Raw genomic sequence first — 19,575 nt, forward strand, 5'->3', positions numbered from 1 at the left:
TTATCACAAGGAGGCGAATATGACAGCTCAAATTCAACAATTAACACCAGAATTAACGTTAGAACGTATCAATGAAATTCCTGTTTTAACCTTAAATCACTCTGTAGGTTCAGCTCGAATTGCACTACAAGGGGCACAGCTATTAAATTGGCAGCCTAAAGGGGTAGAGCAGGATGTCTTTTGGTTAAGTGAGATTGAACCTTTCACACAAGGTGTGGCAATTCGCGGCGGTGTACCACTTTGTTACCCTTGGTTTGGTGGTGTTAAACAACCTTCACACGGTACAGCGCGTTTACGTTTGTGGCAATTGAGTGATTATGATCTGCAAGCGAATAAAGTGCGGTTAGAATTTTCGCTCTTTTCTGAATATGGTGTGATTGAAGCCAAAATGAAAATGGAATTTACCGATAAATGCACAATGACCTTAACGCATTTAGGTCAAGAACCTGCTCAAGCGGCATTACACAGTTATTTTAATATTGGTGATATTTCACAAATTGAAGTCCAAAATTTACCAAGCCGTTGTTATGACTCATTACAAGGTAAACATACTGATGTTCCTTCAACTCGTAAAATTGAGCAGGGCGTCGATTGTATTTATACATTAGAGGAAGATAAAACATTCTTGGTGGATAAAGCATTTAATCGACGTATTCAAATTATCCATCATCATGCCGATTCAATTGTGCTATGGAATCCTTGGGAGAAAACACCAAGTGCAATGAAAGCAGATGGATATCGAAATATGGTGTGCATTGAAACTGCGAGATTAGAGAAATTACTTCAATTTGGTGAAAGTATTTCTGCTGAAATAAGTACTTTACCCGATGATATTTAAAGGAATAGAAATCCTTGTTGCATAAACGTGGCAAATACTATAAAATTTTGCCCGTTTTTTGTTTGTTTTTATAGCAAATGATTTAATAAATCTTCTGTTTGAAGGCAGTCGATTTTTTCTTAAATAAATAGAAGGAATAACATTATCAAAACCGTAAAAAAAGCTCCGGCAGCTAACCGCCCGAATCGCATTAACGATGAAATTCGAGTAAAAGAAGTTCGTTTGATTGACCAAGATGGTGAACAAGCGGGGATTGTATCAATTCAACAAGCCTTAGACATGGCAGAACAAGCAGCGCTTGATTTAGTTGAGATCAGTCCGAATGCCGAACCACCGGTTTGTCGTATTATGAACTACGGCAAGTTCCTCTATGAGAAGAGCAAAACTGCAAAAGAACAGAAGAAAAAACAAAAAGTCGTACAAGTGAAGGAAATTAAATTCCGTCCAGGTACTGACGAAGGTGACTATCAAGTTAAATTACGCAGCTTAATCCGTTTCTTAGAAGATGGTGATAAAGCGAAAATTACCGTACGTTTCCGTGGTCGTGAAATGGCTCACCAAGATATCGGTTTAGACGTGTTAGAGCGTGTTAAAAACGATTTGGCTGACATTTCAGTAGTGGAATCAGCACCAGGTAAATTAGAAGGTCGCCAAGCAGTAATGGTGTTAGCTCCTAAGAAAAAATAATTTTTTATTTAGATCTAATCTAGATAATCGAATTTTCACTTCGGTGAGAATACAACTGCACATTGGGCAAACTACGCAGCCTAATTGCTTTTGGAGAAGGGCAATTCAATTTGCCATATTGGAATAATTAGTGCCTACAAGTAATCTTCGGATTCGCCTAATTATGTGTTTAACTTAAAATGCGGAGTTATTTTAACAATGCCTAAAATTAAAACAGTACGTGGTGCTGCTAAGCGTTTCAAAAAAACAGCTTCTGGCGGTTTCAAACGTAAACAATCTCACTTACGTCATATTTTGACTAAAAAGACAACTAAACGTAAACGTCATTTACGTCATAAATCAATGGTTGCGAAAGCAGACCAAGTTTTAGTAGTAGCTTGCTTACCATACGCATAAGCCGTTATTTAAGCAAAACGTACGATTAGTTAAATTAGTTAAAATATTACATAGGAGATTAAATAATGGCTCGTGTAAAACGTGGTGTTATTGCAAGAGCACGCCATAAGAAAGTTCTTAAGGCTGCTAAAGGTTATTATGGTGCACGTTCACGCGTGTATCGCGTTGCTTTCCAAGCGGTGATCAAAGCTGGTCAATACGCATATCGTGACCGTCGTCAACGTAAACGTCAATTCCGTCAATTATGGATTGCACGTATCAACGCTGCGGCTCGTCAAAATGGTTTATCTTACAGCAAATTCATCAACGGCTTGAAAAAAGCGTCAGTTGAAATCGACCGTAAGATCCTTGCTGATATCGCTGTATTCGACAAAGTAGCGTTTGCTGCATTAGTTGAAAAAGCAAAATCTGCACTTTAATTTTTTTAAAGTTTAGATTCAAAAATTAGGACGCTGAAAAGCGTCCTTTTTTTATAGACTCTAAAAAAGAAAAAACCGCTACTCAAAACTTGAATAGCGGGGAGGTCTTAATTTATAAGAAACTTCAAAAAGATAACTGCAATATGCAGTGCACTAGCAATGTATCAGACTGTGTGTTTTTGAAATAGTTCGATATTTTTGAAAAAATTTTTAAAAATATCAAAATTAAACCAAAATGAACGAATTTAGCCCTTTATAAAGGCAATAATTTGCTCTTCAATCCCTTTTTCATCTAATTTAATTTCAGCAAGTGCTTCTTGTTGTGTGCCTTGCGGAATAAAAATATCAGGTAAACCAAGCTGTAAAAGTGCGGTTGTTTTTCCATGAGAATTTAGCACTTCGGAAACAGCAGAACCTGCACCACCTTGAATTGCATTTTCTTCCAATGTCACAATGACGTCATGGGTATCTGCCATTTCTAGAATACGAGCTTCATCAATTGGTTTCACAAAGCGCATATCGACAACTGTCGCATTGAGTTTTTCTGCCACAGATAAAGCGGCAGGTAAGAGTGTGCCAAAATTCAGAATCGCGATTTTTTCACCTTGACGAACCATTTTTGAATGACCAATTTCTAATTCAGCAAGTGGGGTTAATTCTACGCCGATTGCATTTCCACGCGGATAACGTACCGCAGCAGGTTTACCACATTTATAACCCGTGTAAAGCATTTGGCGACATTCGTTTTCATCACTTGGTGTCATGATGATCATGTTCGGAATGCAGCGCATAAAACTTAAATCAAACGCACCTTGGTGAGTTTGACCATCCGCACCTACGATACCTGCACGATCGATGGCAAAGAGAACAGGTAAGTTTTGAATAGCAACATCGTGAATAAGCTGATCATAAGCACGTTGTAAGAAGGTAGAATAAATTGCCACAACAGGTTTATAACCGCCAATTGCAAGACCGGCTGCAAAGGTAACAGCATGTTGCTCAGCGATGGCCACATCAAAATATTGTTGTGGGAATCGTTCTGAAAATTCTACCATGCCAGAACCTTCACGCATTGCTGGGGTAATACCGACTAATTTATCGTCTTGTTCTGCCATTTCACATAACCAATCGCCAAAGATTTTTGAATAGGTTGGTTTGGCATTTGATTTAGGCAGTTGTCCACTGATTGGGTCAAATTTGGGTACACCATGGAAGCCAATTGGATCTTTTTCTGCAGGCTCGTAACCTTTCCCTTTTTTGGTTTTAATGTGTAAGAATTGGGGTCCTTTGAGATCGCGCATATTGCTTAAAGTAGCAATTAATTCATCAATGTTATGCCCGTCAATTGGTCCAATATAGTTAAAACCGAGCTCTTCAAAGAGTGTACTTTCTGGAGAGAACATTACACCTTTCATGTGTTCTTCGGTTTTCTTCATAAAGTTTTTAACGGTCGGTACTTTATCTAAGATTTTTTTACTGCCGTCACGAACGGTTGAATATAATGAGCCAGAGAAAATACGTGCAAGGTGATTATTTAATGCGCCGACATTTTCAGAAATCGACATTTCATTATCATTTAAAATGACCAACATATCAGTATGCAAAGAACCCGCATGATTTAAGGCTTCAAATGCCATACCCGCAGTGATTGCACCATCACCAATTACACAAACAGTTTTGCGACCTGCATTTTCACGTTCTGCCGCAACAGCAATCCCTAGTCCTGCACTGATAGAAGTAGAAGAGTGACCAACACTTAATACATCAAATTCACTTTCTTCACGCCAAGGGAAAGGATGAATGCCGCCTTTTTGGCGGATGGTGGACATTTGATCACGACGACCTGTCAAAATTTTATGTGGATAAGCTTGATGGCCCACATCCCAAATTAATTGATCAAAAGGGGTTTTGAAAATGTAGTGTAGTGCAACAGTCAATTCAACAGTACCAAGACCTGATGCCAAATGACCACTAGTTTGACTAACGGACTCCAACAGATAACTCCGTAATTCCTGACAAAGCTGCGGAAGCTGCTCTTTATTCAACAGACGCAAATCTTCCGGCGAATTAATTAAGGATAAAAGAGGATAGTTGTTCATATATTCGTTAGTCCTAAAATGTGAAAAAAGTGACCGCACTTTGAGAAATTAAAGTCAGTGTTGTCACCATTAACTTTTACGATTGACAATAAATTCAGCTAATGCACGCAATGCAGTGGTATCAAAAGGTAAATTGTCTAATTCATGTAAGGCAGTTTGATAGAGTTCTTGCGCTTTTTGTTTCGCGCCCTCTAATCCTAACAGCTTTGGATAAGTGCTTTTATCTAAATCTAAATCAGATCCCACCGGTTTACCGATTTCCGCACTGTCGCCTTCAATATCTAAAATGTCATCTTGTACTTGGAAAGCTAAACCAATAGCTTGTGAATAACGTTCTAGTTGTTGCTCTAATTCTTTGTTTTGAAAGTGAGGAGAGCAGATAAAACCCATTTTTAATGCGGCCGTTAGCAATGCACCCGTTTTATTGCGATGAATAAGCTCTAATTCATCTAAATTAACTTGTTTATGCTCAGAAATTAAATCTAAACTTTGCCCTAAACACATACCTTGTACGCCAGATGCTTGAGCCAATACCTTCAATAATTGCAATTTTTGTTCAGAAGAAAGAGAAGGGGCTTCAGTAAGAATTTCAAAGGCAAAAGCTTGTAATGCATCGCCAGCTAAAATAGCCGTAGCTTCATCAAAAGCGATATGACAGGTTGGTTGACCACGACGAAGTTCATCATTGTCCATTGCAGGCAAATCATCATGGATTAAAGAATAAGCATGAATAGCTTCAATGGCTGCGGCCGCGTAATCCAAAGCGGACATTTCTGCGCCCAGCATTTTTCCCGTTGCATAGACAAGGAAAGGACGAACGCGTTTACCACCTAGCAATAAACCATATTTCATGGCATCACGCAAAGGGGCATTATAAGAGTCAATTTCTTCAAATTGATTGGCTAAAAACTGATTAATACGATCTTGAACTTGTTTGAGTTCAGTGCCGAATTGATAACTCATGAATTACTCGTCCCCTTGATAATCACTTAATGGGGCGGTTTCGCTTTTTTGTAACAAAATTTGAATGCGTTGTTCTGCTTGTTGTAAGCGTTCTTGACCAAGTTGAGCCAATTTAATGCCGTTTTCAAATTCTTTCAGCGCATCTTCCAATGGTAATTCACCGCTTTCAAGTTTTGTCACAATGGTTTCTAATTGTGCAAGTGTTGTTTCAAAATCTGGTTCAGCATTTGCTGGTTTACGCGCCATTAAATTATCCTTTTCAGATGAATAAATTGCTCCGTATTGTACTTGATTTTTATAGGGATGTTAAAAACTTATTTCAAAGTGCGGTCAGTTTTTCGTGAGAATTTGAACTTTGTGGGATCTGGAATTTAGCGTACAATACGGCCATTTTTTATTATTCACAGATTATTATGAAATTTATCGTTAAACTTTTTCCTGAAATTATGATTAAAAGCGAAACCGTGCGTAAGCGTTTCGCAAAAATTTTGACCTCTAATATCCGCAATATTTTACAGAAATATGATGAAGAAACAGCGGTTGTTCGTCATTGGGATTACATCGAAGTGCGCTCAAAAAATGAAGCCAATCGTGAAGAGTTAATTGCGCTTTTACAACGCATTCCAGGTATTCATCATTTTTTAGAAGTGGAAGAAAAACCGTTTACCGATTTACATCATATCTTTGAGTTAACCTTAGCGGATGTTGCAGCTCAACTTGAAAACAAAACCTTTTGTGTACGTGTAAAACGCAAAGGGAAACATGATTTCAGTTCCATTGAAGCTGAACGTTACATCGGTGGTGGTTTAAATCAGCATATTGAAAGCGCAAAAGTACGCTTAAAAAATCCTGATGTGACTGTTCGTATTGATATTGAAGATGACAAAATGATGCTGGTGAGAGCTCGTCATGTTGGTCTTGGTGGTTATCCAATTGGGACGCAAGAAGATGTGCTTTCATTGATTTCAGGTGGCTTTGACTCAGGCGTATCCAGTTATATGCTTATTCGCCGTGGTTCTCGTGTGCATTATTGTTTCTTCAATTTAGGTGGTGCAGCCCATGAAATTGGCGTGAAACAAATGGCTTACCATATTTGGAGTCGTTATAGTTCATCCCATAAAGTCCGTTTTATTGCCATTCCTTTTGAAGGCGTAGTGGGCGAGATTTTAGAGAAAGTCGATAACGGCCAAATGGGCGTCATGTTAAAACGAATGATGGTTCGCGCTGCAAGTAAAGTTGCACAACGTTTTGATATTCAAGCCATTGTTACCGGCGAAGCACTCGGGCAAGTATCTAGCCAAACTTTAACCAATTTACGTTTAATTGATGAAGCATCTGATGCTTTAGTATTACGTCCACTTATTACCCATGATAAAGAACAGATTATCGCGATGGCGAAAGAGATCGGTACCGATGATATTGCTAAATCAATGCCGGAATTCTGTGGGGTGATTTCTAAAAATCCAACGATTAAAGCGGTACGTGAAAAAATTCTTGAAGAAGAAAATCACTTTGATTTTGGTGTGCTAGAAAGTGCGGTTGAAAATGCACAATATTTAGATATTCGTCAAATTGCAGAAGAAACTGAGAAAGAAGTGGTGGAAGTAGATACCATTTCAGTGCTTGGTGAAAATGATATTATTTTAGATATTCGTAGCCCTGAAGAGACAGATGAAAATCCATTTGAATCAGATGAGCATCAAGTGATGCAGTTGCCGTTTTATAAATTATCTTCACAATTCGGCTCATTAGATCAAAGTAAAAACTATGTGCTTTACTGTGAACGAGGCGTGATGAGCAAACTTCAAGCGCTTTATTTAAAAGAAAATGGTTTCACGAATGTGAGAGTTTTCGGGAAAAAATAAGCCAAAAAATGACCGCACTTTAACGTGCGGTTTTTTTATTCGTAATCTAATTCACCCACTAATTCATCGATAGCTTTAGCAAGTAACGTTCTATCATGACGATAGCTAATATCATCTGCATTCAAGCGTTTAGCTAAGATTTTAACGGAAGAAATGGTGGACAAATCGACCGCACTTTTTTCGCGATAAGGTGTAATGACACCATCAATAATGGATTCACCAACAATTTCATGAATTTTCTGAATACGATCAGCCAGTGAAAGCTGAGAGGCGGCGCCAATTTCTACCCCTAAGTTATCAATAAAAATCATTTTCGCTTTGCTATTACGCAGGGCAGTAGCTAATTCAGGTAGCAATAGCGGAGGCATAATACTCGTCATGAAACTTCCTGGACCAAGTAAAATGACGTCCGCTTGCTCTAATGCTTGGATGGCTTCTTGTGCAGCTTTAACCATCGGCACTAAGAAAAGTGATTGAGGTAATTCTGTTAAATTATCTATACTCATTTCACCGACAATACTGGAGCCTGAACCTAAACTCGCCGCAAGGTGAACAGGTTCTTCTGACATGGGAATAATGTGAGATTTTACTTTGAGTAATTCACGAATTAAGTTAATGGCTTCAATAGGGCGAATATGCATATCTTCTAAAGCTTTAAGCATTAAATTGCCTAAATTATGACCAGAAAGCTCACCTTCGCCAGTAAAACGGTATTCAAATAATGCAGAGGCCGTGCTCGGTTCAATAATGATTTGATTTAAGCAATTACGCAGATCTCCCCATGCAATACCGCCTTGTTCTTGACGAATGCGACCCGTTGAACCGCCATTATCTGTGGTGGTGACAATACCGGTTAAACGCTCTTTCATAAAACTAAGCGCCGATAATACACGCCCTAATCCATGACCACCACCAATGGCAACAATATGTTTGATTTCGTCTAAATATTCATGACGGCTGTGACGAGATAAATCAGACATTTTTCTTCCTTTTTTACCTATAAATTATTATAAAAAATAATGTTATATATTTTCTTATATAAGTTAATTCTGTTATTTTTATCAATATAGTCGGGTTATTCTACCAAATTATTGCTATTAACCGCTTGCTTTTATTACAATACCAATACAATTTATTTTTAACGCATAACTCCGAGCTTGTTTAGCCTAAGTTTCACAGGAAATACGGCGACAAGCCAATAACGCGGTACGTTATTCAGGGATACGCTGGAAACGGTTTATCCTCTCCATATTTAGAAAGGTGTAAAATGCAATCCATTCCTATTAAAAACGTAGGAGAGTCTCGCTTAGTCGATCCTTTCCAACGCCAATATTACTATCTACGACTGTCGATTACCGATCAGTGTAATTTTCGTTGTACCTATTGTTTGCCTGATGGTTATCAACCTGAAGCTAATAAGCCAAGTTTCTTAACTTTAAAAGAAATTACCCATCTTGCCCAAGCATTTGCTGAAATGGGCACTGAAAAAATCCGTTTAACGGGTGGCGAACCGACTTTACGCAAAGATTTTATTTCTATTGCTGAAAGCATCGCTAACATTGATGGAATCCGTCAATTAGCCGTTACGACAAATGGCTATCGCATGGCAAAAGATGTGGCTGATTGGAAGAAAGCAGGAATTACATCTATTAACGTCAGTGTCGATAGCTTAGATCCAAAAATGTTCTATCAAATTACGGGTATCAATAAATTTGATGACGTGATGCGTGGTATCGATCGTGCATTTGAAGTGGGTTACAACAAAGTCAAAGTCAATTCAGTTTTGATGAAAAATTTGAATGACAAAGAGTTTGAGCAATTCCTTGTTTGGGTGAAAGATCGTCCAATTCAAATGCGCTTTATCGAACTCATGCAAACGGGCGAAATGGATAGTTTCTTTGATAAATTCCATCTTTCAGGACAGGTATTAGCGGATAAATTGCTGCAAAACGGTTGGCAATTACAACACAAATCCCATACTGATGGTCCTGCTAAAGTCTTCACACATCCTGATTATGCAGGCGAAATTGGCTTAATTATGCCTTATGAGAAGAATTTCTGCGCAAGCTGTAATCGTCTCAGAGTGTCAGCGAAGGGCAAACTTCATCTTTGTTTATTCGGCGAAGAAGGCATTGAATTACGTGATTTATTGCAATCCCATGAACAGCAAGATATTTTGCAAGCACGTATTTTTTCTGCATTGCAAGGTAAGCGTGAACATCATTATTTGCATATCGGTGATAGTGGCGTAAGAAATCATTTAGCCTCTATCGGTGGCTAAAAGAAAATAAGTGACTTTTACTGTTCACTTATTTTGCTTTTGTCACACATGTAAAACATTCAATATTTTAACCGCACTTTATTTTATTATGACTACATTTACGCATATCAATTCTCAAGGCGAAGCCAATATGGTGGATGTTTCTGCAAAAGCAGAGACCGTTCGTGAAGCTCGTGCTGAAGCCATTGTGACCATGTCAAAAGAAACCTTTGCTATGATCGTGGAAGGTAAACATCACAAAGGCGATGTATTTGCTACTGCTCGTATTGCAGGGATTCAAGCGGCAAAACGTACTTGGGAACTTATCCCGCTTTGCCATCCCTTATTACTTTCTAAAGTGGAAGTGAATTTAGAACCGTTACTTGAAACAAACCAAGTTCGTATTCAATCTCTTTGCAAATTAACCGGAAAAACCGGCGTAGAAATGGAAGCATTAACGGCAGCAAGTGTGGCAGCTTTAACTATTTACGATATGTGTAAAGCCGTACAAAAAGACATGGTGATTGAATATGTTCGCCTGTTAGAAAAGAGCGGTGGAAAATCAGGCCATTTTATTGCGGAGGAAAAATAAGGTGTTAAATGTTTTATTTTTTGCTCAAACTCGTGAATTAATTGGCGTCGATTCTATTCAGCTTGAAGGCGATTTTGCGACAGCGGAAGCGGTGCGTGAACATCTTGCTCAAAAAGGTGATAGATGGGCGTTAGCGTTAGAAAAAGGGAAGCTTTTAGTCGCTATCAATCAAACCTTGATGCCATTAGAAAGTGCGGTCAAAAATGGGGATGAAATTGCATTTTTCCCACCTGTAACAGGGGGCTAAATGACGGATATTCAAATTTCAGTACAAGAACAACCTTTTGATCAAAATGTTGTTTACCAATGGCTTTCTGAGCAACATTCAGTTGGCGCAACGGTTATTTTCGTGGGTAAAGTTCGCGATCTTAATTTAGGTGATGAAGTGTCCAGCTTATACTTAGAACATTATCCCGCCATGACAGAAAAAGCCTTACGTGAAATTGTAGAACAGGCGAAAGCCCGTTGGGATATTCAGCGAGTATCTGTAATTCATCGTGTGGGACTTTTACATACTGGCGATGAAATTGTTTTGGTTGGAATTAGTTCTGCTCACCGAGGTGATGCCTACCACGCTAATGAATTTATTATGGACTTCTTAAAATCTAAAGCCCCGTTCTGGAAAAAAGAACAAACCAATCAAGGTGAACGTTGGATTGAAGCAAGAGAAAGCGATAAAGAAGCGTTAAATAAGTGGTAATTCAATATAAAAAATGGTCATTTTTATGGCCTTTTTTTACTTTTATCAGCAGAATAAGTATATAATTATATATATGTTTTAAGTTATTAATTTATCTTTAATTTATCTTTAATTTATCTTTACATTACATTTAACTTCTCCATAAAAAACTATTCTTTGTTAACTTTTTGTAAAATCTTGTAAATTATCTGTTAATTGCTGACTATGTATTATACTTATTCGGAATCAAGATTTTGTTTGTCTTGATTAGTTATTTTTAGATTATAGGAAACTTTAATATGAATCATGTTTTTAAAATTATTTGGAATAAAGTAAATCAATGCTGGGTTGCTGTTTCAGAACTAAGCAAATCTGTGGGTAAATCATCTCAAACAGACAAACGTAAAGCATTAAATGTAATCATTGGCGCTGCAGTTTTAGCAGGTGCAACTACAAGCGCGATGGCTGAAACCAATGTGGTATCAAATGATCAAGGAAATATTGTTGGTGGTATTGGTGCGACAGCGCTTGCAGGAACCGGTACAACAGGGAATTCTGTTGTTTTAGGTAATAAAGCTAAATCTGAAACAACTGAGAGCGTAGTAATTGGTGGTAATACTACAAATACAGGACGTTGGTCAGTAACTTTGGGTGATAAAGCTGATGGTAATTCTCAATACGGCGTGACGATTGGTGATCGTGCATCAACAGGTAAAGGCGGAAACGCAATTGCTATCGGTTTAATGGCAAAAACCTCAAATGAGAAAGCCGGTGGAAATAGCCAAACTGCTGTAGGGGCGGCATCTTATGCTGATGGTGAAGCAGCTTCAGCCTTTGGTGCAAATGCAAATGCAACTGGCTCAACTGCGACTGCTATTGGTAGAGCAGCGAAAGCTCTCGCACAAAGTGCATCAGCATTGGGAGATAGTGCATCAGCTTCAGCATGGGGTGCAACTGCATTAGGCACTGGAGCATCTGCTAGAGCGAATAACTCTATTGCAGTGGGCTCAGCAGCAGTAACCGAAGGACAAGAATCCACTGCGCTAGGTCGCCGCTCTTATGCTGGTGCTCAAAGTGCCACAGCTTTAGGTACTTTAGCAAATGCAAGTGCAGTCGTTTCGACCGCTGTAGGTAATGGGGCTAAAGCGAGTGCTTTAGGAGCTTCATCATTAGGTAACGGTGCAGATGCTAGCGGTAGAGGTTCAATGGCTTTAGGTTATGCATCTAAAGCTTCAGGTGTGGATGCATTGTCATCTGGCTCTAATGCTAATGCTTCATCAATGAATGCCGTTGCGGTTGGTAAAGATAGTAATTCTTCTGCTGTTAATGCTATTGCTCTTGGTACATCTAGTAACGTCTCTGCGGTTAGTGCTGTTGTGATTGGTACTCAAGCAAAAGGTACGCATGAAAACTCTGTGACATTAGGTTCTTATTCAAGTAGTGCAGCCAATGATTTTAATCAGACAGCAAAAGCTTTATCTTATTTTGGTGATAAGAGCAGCGTGACAGTTAAGTACAATGGTACTTCTTCAACTCAAAAAGGTGCAGTATCTGTTGGTGATGGAAAACTTGTTCGCCAGATCCAAAATGTGGGTGCGGGTCGAATTACTGCTGAATCAAACGATGCCGTAAATGGTAGCCAGTTGTATCAAGCGTATTACAATGCAGGCTTTAATATTCAAAACAATGATACTGACACATCACGTATTAATACCAATGGCAAAGTAAATTTTGTGAATGGTAAAAATACAGAAGTGGTTGTTGAAGATGGTGAAAATGCTGCTAATATTACAGTGAATTTAAAAGATGATATTAATGTTAAGAGTGTTAAAGCTAATAATATTACCGTAGGACCTGTTACTATTAATGATAAAGATGGTATTAATGCAGGAAATACAAAAATCACGAATGTATCAAATGGTACAATTTCAGCAGATAGTAAAGAAGCTGTGAATGGTAGCCAATTATATGCAGCGAAGAACGAGCTTAATACCAATATTACTAAAGCCGCAGCGTCAGCTAAAACAGAAGTAAAAGCTGGAACGAATGTAGAGGTTACTTCTGAAACTGGTGCGAATAATCAAACTATTTACACCGTTAATGCAAAAGACACTTCAGCATCAGTTGAAGCAGGTTCTGATGCAATTACTGTAACAGTAGGTGGAGAAACAACTAAAAAAGATGGTCTTTCTGTTACCACAGTAACCAATTACAAAGTGGATCTTTCACAAAAAACTAAAGATGAAATCAAAAATGCATCAGGTCGTGGATTTAACGTGACTGCAAGTGCATCTGAAGGTACTGTTGTAAATGAAGTGACAGAAGAAACGGTTCAATCTACAGCAACCAAAATGGATAAGTTAACACTTGATGCGGGTAAAAATATTAAATTAACCCATAAAAAAGGCAAAGTGTTAAGTGTTGCAGTATCTGACACACCGACATTTAAAAATGTGACAACAACGGGTGATCTTAACGTTGGCGGTACTGTCCATGCACACGGTGGCTTAGATGTTCATAATAATCGTATTGTGAATGTGGCCGATCCTAAAGACCCAACTGATGCAGTAAATAAACGTTATGTTGATAATGCAGTGAAAAACATTAATAACAACATCAATCGTTTAGACAACAAAATTGATCACGTTGATCGTCGTTTACGTGCAGGTATTGCAGGTGCGACAGCGATTTCTTTCTTACAACGTCCAAATGAAGCAGGTAAAAGCTTAGTTTCTGTTGGTGTTGGTGGTTATCGCAATGAAAATGCATTAGCGGTTGGTTATGGTCGAAATTCTGATAACAACAAAATTTCGATTAAAGTTGGTGCAAGTATCAATACCCGCAGTGATGTAAACTGGGGCGGAAGCGTAGGTTACCAATGGTAATTGTTTGATAAAAAGGCAGAGTAAAATCTGCCTTTTCTTTTGATATGTTGAGATAAAAAAGAGAGGTCAAATTTAACCGCACTTTCTATTTTTATTGATTAAAGCACTTTAACGATGCTTTCACATAAATAATGAATATTATCTTCAGTGATACCAGCCACATTGATACGACCAGAACGAACAGCGTAAATCGCAAATTCATCTTTTAAGCGAGCAACTTGTTCAGGCGATAAGCCGCTGAAAGAGAACATACCGTTTTGTTCCATGATAAAGCTGAAATCTTGTTCTGCACCGTATTCTTTTAATAACTGAACGAATAAATGACGCATTTTTTTGATACGCTCACGCATTTCAGTTAATTCATTTTCCCATTCTTGACGAAGTTTCGGGTCATTTAACACCGTTGCTACGGTCGCCCCGCCGTGAGATGCAGGGTTAGAGTAGATGGTACGAATAATTGATTTCACCTGTGTTAAGGCAGTTGAAGCAATTTCTGCATTTTCAGCTACAAGGGTAAAGGCACCGACACGCTCATTGTATAAACCAAAGTTTTTTGAGAATGAACTCGCCACTAATAATTCTTTATGATTTGCAGCAAAAGCACGTAAACCATAAGCATCTTGGTCTAAGCCATTGGCTAAACCTTGATAAGCAAAGTCAAAGAGTGGTAACCAGCCATTTTTTGCTGAAAGCGCAGCTAATTCTTGCCATTGTTCAGGGGTTGGGTCAATACCGGTTGGGTTGTGGCAGCAACCGTGTAACAGCACCACATCGCCTTCGCTTGCTTGACTTAAATCTTCAAGTAAATGTTCCCAGTCAAGGGCTTTGCGTTCAGCATCATAATAACGATATTCACGAATCGTCATGCCCACCGCATTGAAAATGGCATTGTGGTTTGGCCATGTAGGCGTGCTAATCCACACATTTTGAGCTTTGGTTTGGCGTTTGATGAACTCCGCAGCAATACGTAATGCACCTGTACCGCCTAAACTTTGTACCGTTCTTGCACGATTCGCTTTAATGACTTCTGAATCTTTACCGAAAAGGAGTTCTTTTGTGCGTTCGTTATAATCGGCAATACCATCGATAGTCAGATAGTTTTTCGTTTTTTCGTTATCAAATAAGCGTTTTTCGGCTTCTTTTACTGCACGCATAATCGGTGTTGTACCTTGTGCATCTTTATAAACGCCAATACCTAAATTGATTTTATTTTCACGGGTTTCAGATTTGAATGCTTCGCCTAAGCCTAAGATAGGATCGGCCGGAGCCGCTTTGATATGTTCAAACATAGCTTTTCCTTATGTATGTGTTGTGAGATGAGTAATTTTATACTTCAGTCGATGGATTTTATCAAGAAGAACCTAATAAAAATCAACCGCACTTTGATGTTTTTAGATATTCATCAAAAAGTGCGGTTGTTTTTTCGATTATTTTAATTTATCAATCGCCCAATTTAAACCGGATTGATAGTCTTCAGGGAGTTCATGGCGAAGTTTTTCGAGCTGTTGAATAATGATCGTTTTATCAGGATGCGTAATATTGATATGACCTAATTTTCTACCTGGACGAACTTCCTTACCATACCAATGTAACTGAGAGAAAGGGGTGTTCAACCATTGTGGATTATGTTTTGTACCAATCAAGTTGACCATGACACTTGGTGCAATGGGTTGTAATGACGGTGTAGGTAAATCTAATAAAGCACGTAGATGCAATTCAAATTGACTAATGGCACAACCTAGTTGGGTCCAATGTCCACTGTTATGCACACGAGGGGCAAGTTCATTAATTAATAATTTATCTCCCACCACAAAGCATTCCATTGCCATCACACCCACATATTCAAGCTTATCCATAATTTTTCCGAGCATAGATTCAGCCTGAAGTTGTTGGCTTTGTTGTTGAGGGAATGAAATATCTGTCACACTGTAACGTAAAATGCCATTTTGCTGTAGGTTATGTGTCACTGGGTAGAAGCGTTTTTCACCGTTTTTAAATCTTGCACCTACAATAGAGACTTCATAATCAAAAGGAATGAATTTTTCTGCGATAACTTCACCGAATAAATCGTCCGTAATATCATGTTGATTATTTTCAGTGATAATCCATTGGCCGCGACCGTCATAACCACCGGTACGACGTTTTACCACGACTTTTTCGCCTACGTTTTTAAATACTTCAGGCCATTGCGTTTTATCTTTTAATAAACACCATGGCGAGGTAGAGAGATTGAGTTCATCCAGTAAAGACTTTTGGGTAAAACGATCAGCCAATAAGCCAAAAATATTCTGATTAACGAAATTTTTATGATGACCTAATAATTCGGTCAAAGGTGTTTTTTCCCAACGTTCAATTTCTGCAGTAATAATGGCATCTTTAGGTAAATCAAATACAGGTGCATTAAACTCAAGCGGTTGAACATGAATGTCTAATGGTGCACCGGCGTAACGTAACATTCTGCCAAGTTGACCATTACCGAGTACATAAACAGTAGGATATAGGGTAGAGTTTTGCATAAAATTTCTCATCAAATCTAGCTAAAAAAACAACCGCACTTTGAAAAGTGCGGTCAAATTTTAAGGTATTTTATATACGTGGATCAGGATTATCCAATACCATATTGGTTTGATTTTCGCGGAATACTTGTAGGCGAGCGAATAACGCATTATCCCAACCTGCAAGAATTTGTGCAGCGAGTAATCCTGCATTCGCTGCACCAGCAGGGCCAATTGCTAAGGTACCGACAGGAATGCCTTTAGGCATTTGCACGATAGAATAGAGGCTATCAACACCGCTTAAGATAGAACTTTTAACAGGTACCCCAAGTACTGGCACAAGCGTTTTGGCCGCAATCATACCAGGTAAATGTGCTGCACCACCTGCACCTGCAATAATCACTTTGTAACCATTTTTTTGTGCATTTTCGGCAAATTCAAACAGTTTGTCGGGGGTTCGATGTGCGGAAACGACTTCAACATGATATGCCACATTGAGTTCATCTAAAATTTGAGTTGCTTCTTGCATGGTTGCCCAATCGCTTTTTGAGCCCATAACAATAGCAATTTGTGCGGTATTTGACATATTTTTAAAAAATTATCTGATAAAAAACGATGCGTAGAATAGCACATTTACTCACTTTTAAGCAAACGTTTGCTATGCGGTAAAGACTGAAAATTCCATTGCAAGTTTTGTCATAAAATTTTATCCTAATAGGAGTTTTTTTCTTAGAAATAGAGCAGATTATGTTAGCTAAAGCGAAATATAGAAAAGATTACAAACAACCTGATTTTACAGTTACGGATATTTTCCTTGATTTTCAATTAGATCCTAACCATACCGTTGTCACTGCAAAAACAACCTTCCAACGTTTAAACGACGAAGCAACACACCTACGATTAGATGGTCATGGTTTCCAATTTGCTTCCATTAAATTCAATGGCGAAGATTTCAAACATTATCATCAAGACAATGAAAGCTTAACATTAGATTTAACCAATCAAACTGCAGGCAATTTTGAACTTGAAATTGTGACAAATCTTGAGCCAGCACAAAACACTTCTTTACAAGGGCTTTATCAATCTGGCGAGGGCATTTGTACACAATGTGAAGCAGAAGGTTTCCGTCAAATCACCTATATGCTTGACCGTCCAGATGTATTGGCGCGCTATACAACCAAAATTACTGCAGATAAGACTAAATATCCTTACTTGCTTTCTAATGGTAACCGCATTGCAAGTGGTGAGTTAGAGGATGGTCGTCATTGGGTTGAATGGAATGACCCATTTCCGAAACCAAGCTATTTATTCGCTTTAGTGGCTGGTGATTTTGATTTATTACAAGATACCTTTACGACAAAAAGTGGTCGTGAAGTAGCTTTAGAGCTTTATGTTGACCGTGGCAATCTTGATCGTGCTTCTTGGGCTATGGAAAGTCTGAAAAAAGCGATGAAATGGGATGAAGACCGTTTCAATTTAGAATACGACTTAGATATTTACATGATTGTTGCCGTGGATTTCTTCAATATGGGTGCCATGGAAAATAAAGGGTTGAATATTTTTAACTCCAAATTTGTGTTGGCAAATCCACAAACCGCAACCGATGATGATTATCTCGCCATTGAAAGCGTGATTGCACACGAATATTTCCATAACTGGACAGGAAACCGTGTAACTTGCCGTGATTGGTTCCAATTAAGTTTGAAAGAAGGTTTAACAGTTTTCCGTGATCAAGAATTTTCATCTGATACGGGCTCTCGTGCCGTTAATCGCATTAATAACGTGAAATTCTTACGTACGGTACAATTTGCCGAAGATGCAAGCCCAATGTCACACCCAATTCGCCCTGAAAAAGTCATTGAAATGAATAACTTCTATACCGTGACCGTATATGAAAAAGGGGCAGAAGTGATTCGTATGTTGCACACCTTATTAGGTGAACAAGGTTTCCAAAAAGGGATGCAACTTTATATTGCAGAAAATGACGGTAAAGCGGCAACCTGTGAAGATTTTGTTTCCGCAATGGAACGTGCGAATGATGTTGATTTAGCACAATTCCGCCGTTGGTATAGCCAATCAGGTACGCCAGAACTATTGATTAGCGATGCTTATGATGAACAAACTCATACTTATCGTTTAACCGTTTCGCAATCTACGCCGCCAACTGCGGACCAAATGGAAAAAGTAAACTTACATATTCCATTGAAGATTGCACTTTATGATGCCAAAGGCACCAAACAAATGTTACAGCATAACGGTGAGTTGCTAAGCGATGTGCTAAATGTGACAGAAAAAGACCAAGTGTTTGAGTTCCATGGTATTTATGGTCGCCCAATTCCTGCGTTATTATGTGATTTCTCTGCACCGGTGAAACTCGATTATGATTACACCACAGAGCAGTTATTAGGTTTACTTAAATTTGCGGATAACCAATTTGCTCGTTGGGATGCGGCACAAATGCTGTTTACTCAAGAATTGCGTCGTAACGTGGCTCATTTCCAACAAGGTGAAGCCTTTGACATTTCACCTGATGTTTTAACCGTACTTGCACATGTATTGGAAAATTACGAACAGGATATCGAATTAGCTACATTAATTCTAACCTTGCCAAAAGACATTGAGTTTGCAGAAAGCTTTAAAACGATTGATCCAGATGGCATTGCAGCCGCAAGAGAATTTATGTTGGTGCAAATTGCAGAATACTTGAAAGAAGATTTATTGCGTATTTACACCCATATTCGTCTTGAAGATTATCGAGTAACACAAGAAGATATTGCCTTACGAGCAATGCGTAATCTGTGTTTAAGTTATTTGGCTTACACTAATCTTGGCAACAATATCGTTCAAAAACATTACAATAATGCCAATAATATGACTGATACGTTGGCTGCATTAAATATGGCTACTAAAGCGGCATTACCTTGTCGTGATGCCTTGTTAGCAGATTTTGAACAAAAATGGCAATATGACGGCTTAGTCATGGATAAATGGTTTGCTTTACAAGCAACTCGCCCTGATGAAAATGTATTGGAAATTGTACAAGTACTAATGGATCATCCAAGTTTTAACTTCAACAATCCAAACCGTTTACGTTCATTAGTGGGTAGCTTTGCAAATCACAACTTAAAAGCATTCCATCATATTAGTGGTTCTGGCTATCGTTTCTTAACAGATGTTTTAATTCGTTTAAATGAAACAAATCCACAAGTGGCTGCGCGTTTAATTGAGCCATTAATTCGTTTCTCTCGTTTTGATGCTCAACGCCAAACCTTAATGAAACGCGCTTTAGAACGATTAAGTGCTGTTGAAGATCTTTCAAAAGATTTATTTGAGAAGATTGAAAAAGCCTTGCAATAAAACAAAAAGTGCGGTTAATTTTGACCGCACTTTCCATTTA

General features: G+C 38.4%; 18 protein-coding genes and 1 riboswitch. Of the genes, 11 read left to right on the forward strand and 7 right to left on the reverse strand.

Annotated features, from left to right (window positions below; genetic code table 11):
• Positions 1-19 precede the first annotated feature (19 nt).
• From AC979_RS06410 to rplT, 4 genes are all read left to right on the forward strand, one after another.
• Positions 20-838 (forward strand): D-hexose-6-phosphate mutarotase, encoded by an 819-nt coding sequence (locus tag AC979_RS06410; protein WP_049373419.1) that lies wholly within the window; start codon positions 20-22, stop codon positions 836-838.
• A gap of 144 nt (positions 839-982) precedes the next feature.
• Entirely contained in the window at positions 983-1,525 is a 543-nt protein-coding gene (gene infC / locus AC979_RS06415; RefSeq protein WP_080351268.1) for a translation initiation factor IF-3, read from the forward strand.
• A 198-nt stretch (positions 1,526-1,723) separates the two neighbouring features.
• Positions 1,724-1,921 (forward strand): 50S ribosomal protein L35, encoded by a 198-nt coding sequence (gene rpmI, locus AC979_RS06420; RefSeq protein ID WP_005596065.1) that lies wholly within the window; start codon positions 1,724-1,726, stop codon positions 1,919-1,921.
• 65 nt (positions 1,922-1,986) lie between these two features.
• On the forward strand, positions 1,987-2,340 hold the full coding sequence (gene rplT, locus AC979_RS06425) for a 50S ribosomal protein L20 (protein WP_005596075.1): 354 nt from the start codon (positions 1,987-1,989) through the stop codon (positions 2,338-2,340).
• 245 nt (positions 2,341-2,585) lie between these two features.
• On the opposite strand, the gene dxs is transcribed toward rplT, so the two are convergent.
• From dxs to xseB, 3 genes are all read right to left on the reverse strand, one after another.
• On the reverse strand, positions 2,586-4,439 hold the full coding sequence (dxs, locus tag AC979_RS06430; RefSeq protein WP_049373420.1) for a 1-deoxy-D-xylulose-5-phosphate synthase: 1,854 nt from the start codon (positions 4,437-4,439) through the stop codon (positions 2,586-2,588).
• 69 nt (positions 4,440-4,508) lie between these two features.
• Entirely contained in the window at positions 4,509-5,402 is an 894-nt protein-coding gene (gene ispA, locus AC979_RS06435) for a (2E,6E)-farnesyl diphosphate synthase (protein ID WP_049373421.1), read from the reverse strand.
• Between the two features lie 3 nt (positions 5,403-5,405).
• Positions 5,406-5,648, reverse strand: a complete 243-nt coding sequence (xseB, locus tag AC979_RS06440) for an exodeoxyribonuclease VII small subunit (RefSeq protein WP_005696153.1) — start codon at positions 5,646-5,648, stop codon at positions 5,406-5,408.
• Positions 5,649-5,815: 167 nt separating this feature from the next.
• Here xseB and thiI point away from each other — a divergent pair, with 167 nt between their 5' ends.
• On the forward strand, positions 5,816-7,267 hold the full coding sequence (gene thiI, locus AC979_RS06445; RefSeq protein ID WP_049373422.1) for a tRNA uracil 4-sulfurtransferase ThiI: 1,452 nt from the start codon (positions 5,816-5,818) through the stop codon (positions 7,265-7,267).
• 35 nt (positions 7,268-7,302) lie between these two features.
• On the opposite strand, the gene AC979_RS06450 is transcribed toward thiI, so the two are convergent.
• Positions 7,303-8,247, reverse strand: coding sequence for a gluconeogenesis factor YvcK family protein (locus AC979_RS06450; protein ID WP_049373423.1), 945 nt, complete (start codon positions 8,245-8,247; stop codon positions 7,303-7,305).
• A gap of 157 nt (positions 8,248-8,404) precedes the next feature.
• Positions 8,405-8,546, forward strand: a riboswitch (molybdenum cofactor riboswitch).
• Here AC979_RS06450 and moaA point away from each other — a divergent pair.
• The 5 genes from moaA (at position 8,535) to AC979_RS06475 (ending at position 13,683) form a co-directional block, all read left to right on the forward strand.
• The gene (gene moaA / locus AC979_RS06455; protein WP_049373424.1) at positions 8,535-9,548 is read left to right on the forward strand and encodes a GTP 3',8-cyclase MoaA; all 1,014 of its coding nucleotides are present in this window, start codon (positions 8,535-8,537) and stop codon (positions 9,546-9,548) included. Its footprint overlaps the riboswitch before it by 12 nt.
• An 88-nt stretch (positions 9,549-9,636) precedes the next feature.
• Positions 9,637-10,119, forward strand: a complete 483-nt coding sequence (gene moaC / locus AC979_RS06460; protein WP_049373491.1) for a cyclic pyranopterin monophosphate synthase MoaC — start codon at positions 9,637-9,639, stop codon at positions 10,117-10,119.
• 1 nt (position 10,120) lies between these two features.
• Entirely contained in the window at positions 10,121-10,366 is a 246-nt protein-coding gene (gene moaD / locus AC979_RS06465) for a molybdopterin synthase sulfur carrier subunit (RefSeq protein ID WP_009499890.1), read from the forward strand.
• Positions 10,367-10,819, forward strand: coding sequence for a molybdopterin synthase catalytic subunit MoaE (moaE, locus tag AC979_RS06470; RefSeq protein ID WP_049373425.1), 453 nt, complete (start codon positions 10,367-10,369; stop codon positions 10,817-10,819). It abuts the gene before it with no gap.
• Positions 10,820-11,097: 278 nt separating this feature from the next.
• Positions 11,098-13,683, forward strand: coding sequence for a YadA-like family protein (locus AC979_RS06475; RefSeq protein ID WP_049373426.1), 2,586 nt, complete (start codon positions 11,098-11,100; stop codon positions 13,681-13,683).
• Between the two features lie 98 nt (positions 13,684-13,781).
• Here AC979_RS06475 and AC979_RS06480 read toward each other — a convergent pair whose 3' ends face one another.
• From AC979_RS06480 to purE, 3 genes are all read right to left on the reverse strand, one after another.
• Positions 13,782-14,972, reverse strand: a complete 1,191-nt coding sequence (locus AC979_RS06480; RefSeq protein ID WP_049373427.1) for an amino acid aminotransferase — start codon at positions 14,970-14,972, stop codon at positions 13,782-13,784.
• A 138-nt stretch (positions 14,973-15,110) separates the two neighbouring features.
• Positions 15,111-16,199, reverse strand: coding sequence for a 5-(carboxyamino)imidazole ribonucleotide synthase (purK, locus tag AC979_RS06485; RefSeq protein ID WP_049373428.1), 1,089 nt, complete (start codon positions 16,197-16,199; stop codon positions 15,111-15,113).
• Between the two features lie 70 nt (positions 16,200-16,269).
• Positions 16,270-16,764 carry a 5-(carboxyamino)imidazole ribonucleotide mutase gene (gene purE, locus AC979_RS06490; RefSeq protein ID WP_049373429.1) on the reverse strand — a complete coding sequence of 165 codons (495 nt, stop codon included), beginning with the start codon at positions 16,762-16,764 and terminating at the stop codon, positions 16,270-16,272.
• Positions 16,765-16,925: 161 nt separating this feature from the next.
• On the opposite strand from purE, the gene pepN reads away from it, so the two are divergent.
• Positions 16,926-19,535 (forward strand): aminopeptidase N, encoded by a 2,610-nt coding sequence (gene pepN, locus AC979_RS06495; RefSeq protein ID WP_049373430.1) that lies wholly within the window; start codon positions 16,926-16,928, stop codon positions 19,533-19,535.
• Positions 19,536-19,575 lie beyond the last annotated feature (40 nt).

This window comes from Parahaemophilus parainfluenzae (genome assembly GCF_001053575.1).
In the GTDB taxonomy this organism is placed as follows: Bacteria; Pseudomonadota; Gammaproteobacteria; order Enterobacterales; family Pasteurellaceae; genus Haemophilus_D; species Haemophilus_D parainfluenzae_S.

Bases quoted from the DNA above. Each gene is read 5' to 3' on its own strand.
- dxs (WP_049373420.1), bottom strand. From the start codon at position 4,439: ATGAACAACTATCCTCTTTTATCCTTAATTAATTCGCCGGAAGATTTG.
- AC979_RS06480 (WP_049373427.1), bottom strand. From the start codon at position 14,972: ATGTTTGAACATATCAAAGCGGCTCCGGCCGATCCTATCTTAGGCTTA.
- thiI (WP_049373422.1), top strand. From the start codon at position 5,816: ATGAAATTTATCGTTAAACTTTTTCCTGAAATTATGATTAAAAGCGAA.
- purE (WP_049373429.1), bottom strand. From the start codon at position 16,764: ATGTCAAATACCGCACAAATTGCTATTGTTATGGGCTCAAAAAGCGAT.
- moaC (WP_049373491.1), top strand. From the start codon at position 9,637: ATGACTACATTTACGCATATCAATTCTCAAGGCGAAGCCAATATGGTG.
- AC979_RS06475 (WP_049373426.1), top strand. From the start codon at position 11,098: ATGAATCATGTTTTTAAAATTATTTGGAATAAAGTAAATCAATGCTGG.
- AC979_RS06450 (WP_049373423.1), bottom strand. From the start codon at position 8,247: ATGTCTGATTTATCTCGTCACAGCCGTCATGAATATTTAGACGAAATC.
- xseB (WP_005696153.1), bottom strand. From the start codon at position 5,648: ATGGCGCGTAAACCAGCAAATGCTGAACCAGATTTTGAAACAACACTT.
- rpmI (WP_005596065.1), top strand. From the start codon at position 1,724: ATGCCTAAAATTAAAACAGTACGTGGTGCTGCTAAGCGTTTCAAAAAA.
- moaA (WP_049373424.1), top strand. From the start codon at position 8,535: ATGCAATCCATTCCTATTAAAAACGTAGGAGAGTCTCGCTTAGTCGAT.
- moaE (WP_049373425.1), top strand. From the start codon at position 10,367: ATGACGGATATTCAAATTTCAGTACAAGAACAACCTTTTGATCAAAAT.
- purK (WP_049373428.1), bottom strand. From the start codon at position 16,199: ATGCAAAACTCTACCCTATATCCTACTGTTTATGTACTCGGTAATGGT.
- ispA (WP_049373421.1), bottom strand. From the start codon at position 5,402: ATGAGTTATCAATTCGGCACTGAACTCAAACAAGTTCAAGATCGTATT.
- pepN (WP_049373430.1), top strand. From the start codon at position 16,926: ATGTTAGCTAAAGCGAAATATAGAAAAGATTACAAACAACCTGATTTT.
- AC979_RS06410 (WP_049373419.1), top strand. From the start codon at position 20: ATGACAGCTCAAATTCAACAATTAACACCAGAATTAACGTTAGAACGT.
- rplT (WP_005596075.1), top strand. From the start codon at position 1,987: ATGGCTCGTGTAAAACGTGGTGTTATTGCAAGAGCACGCCATAAGAAA.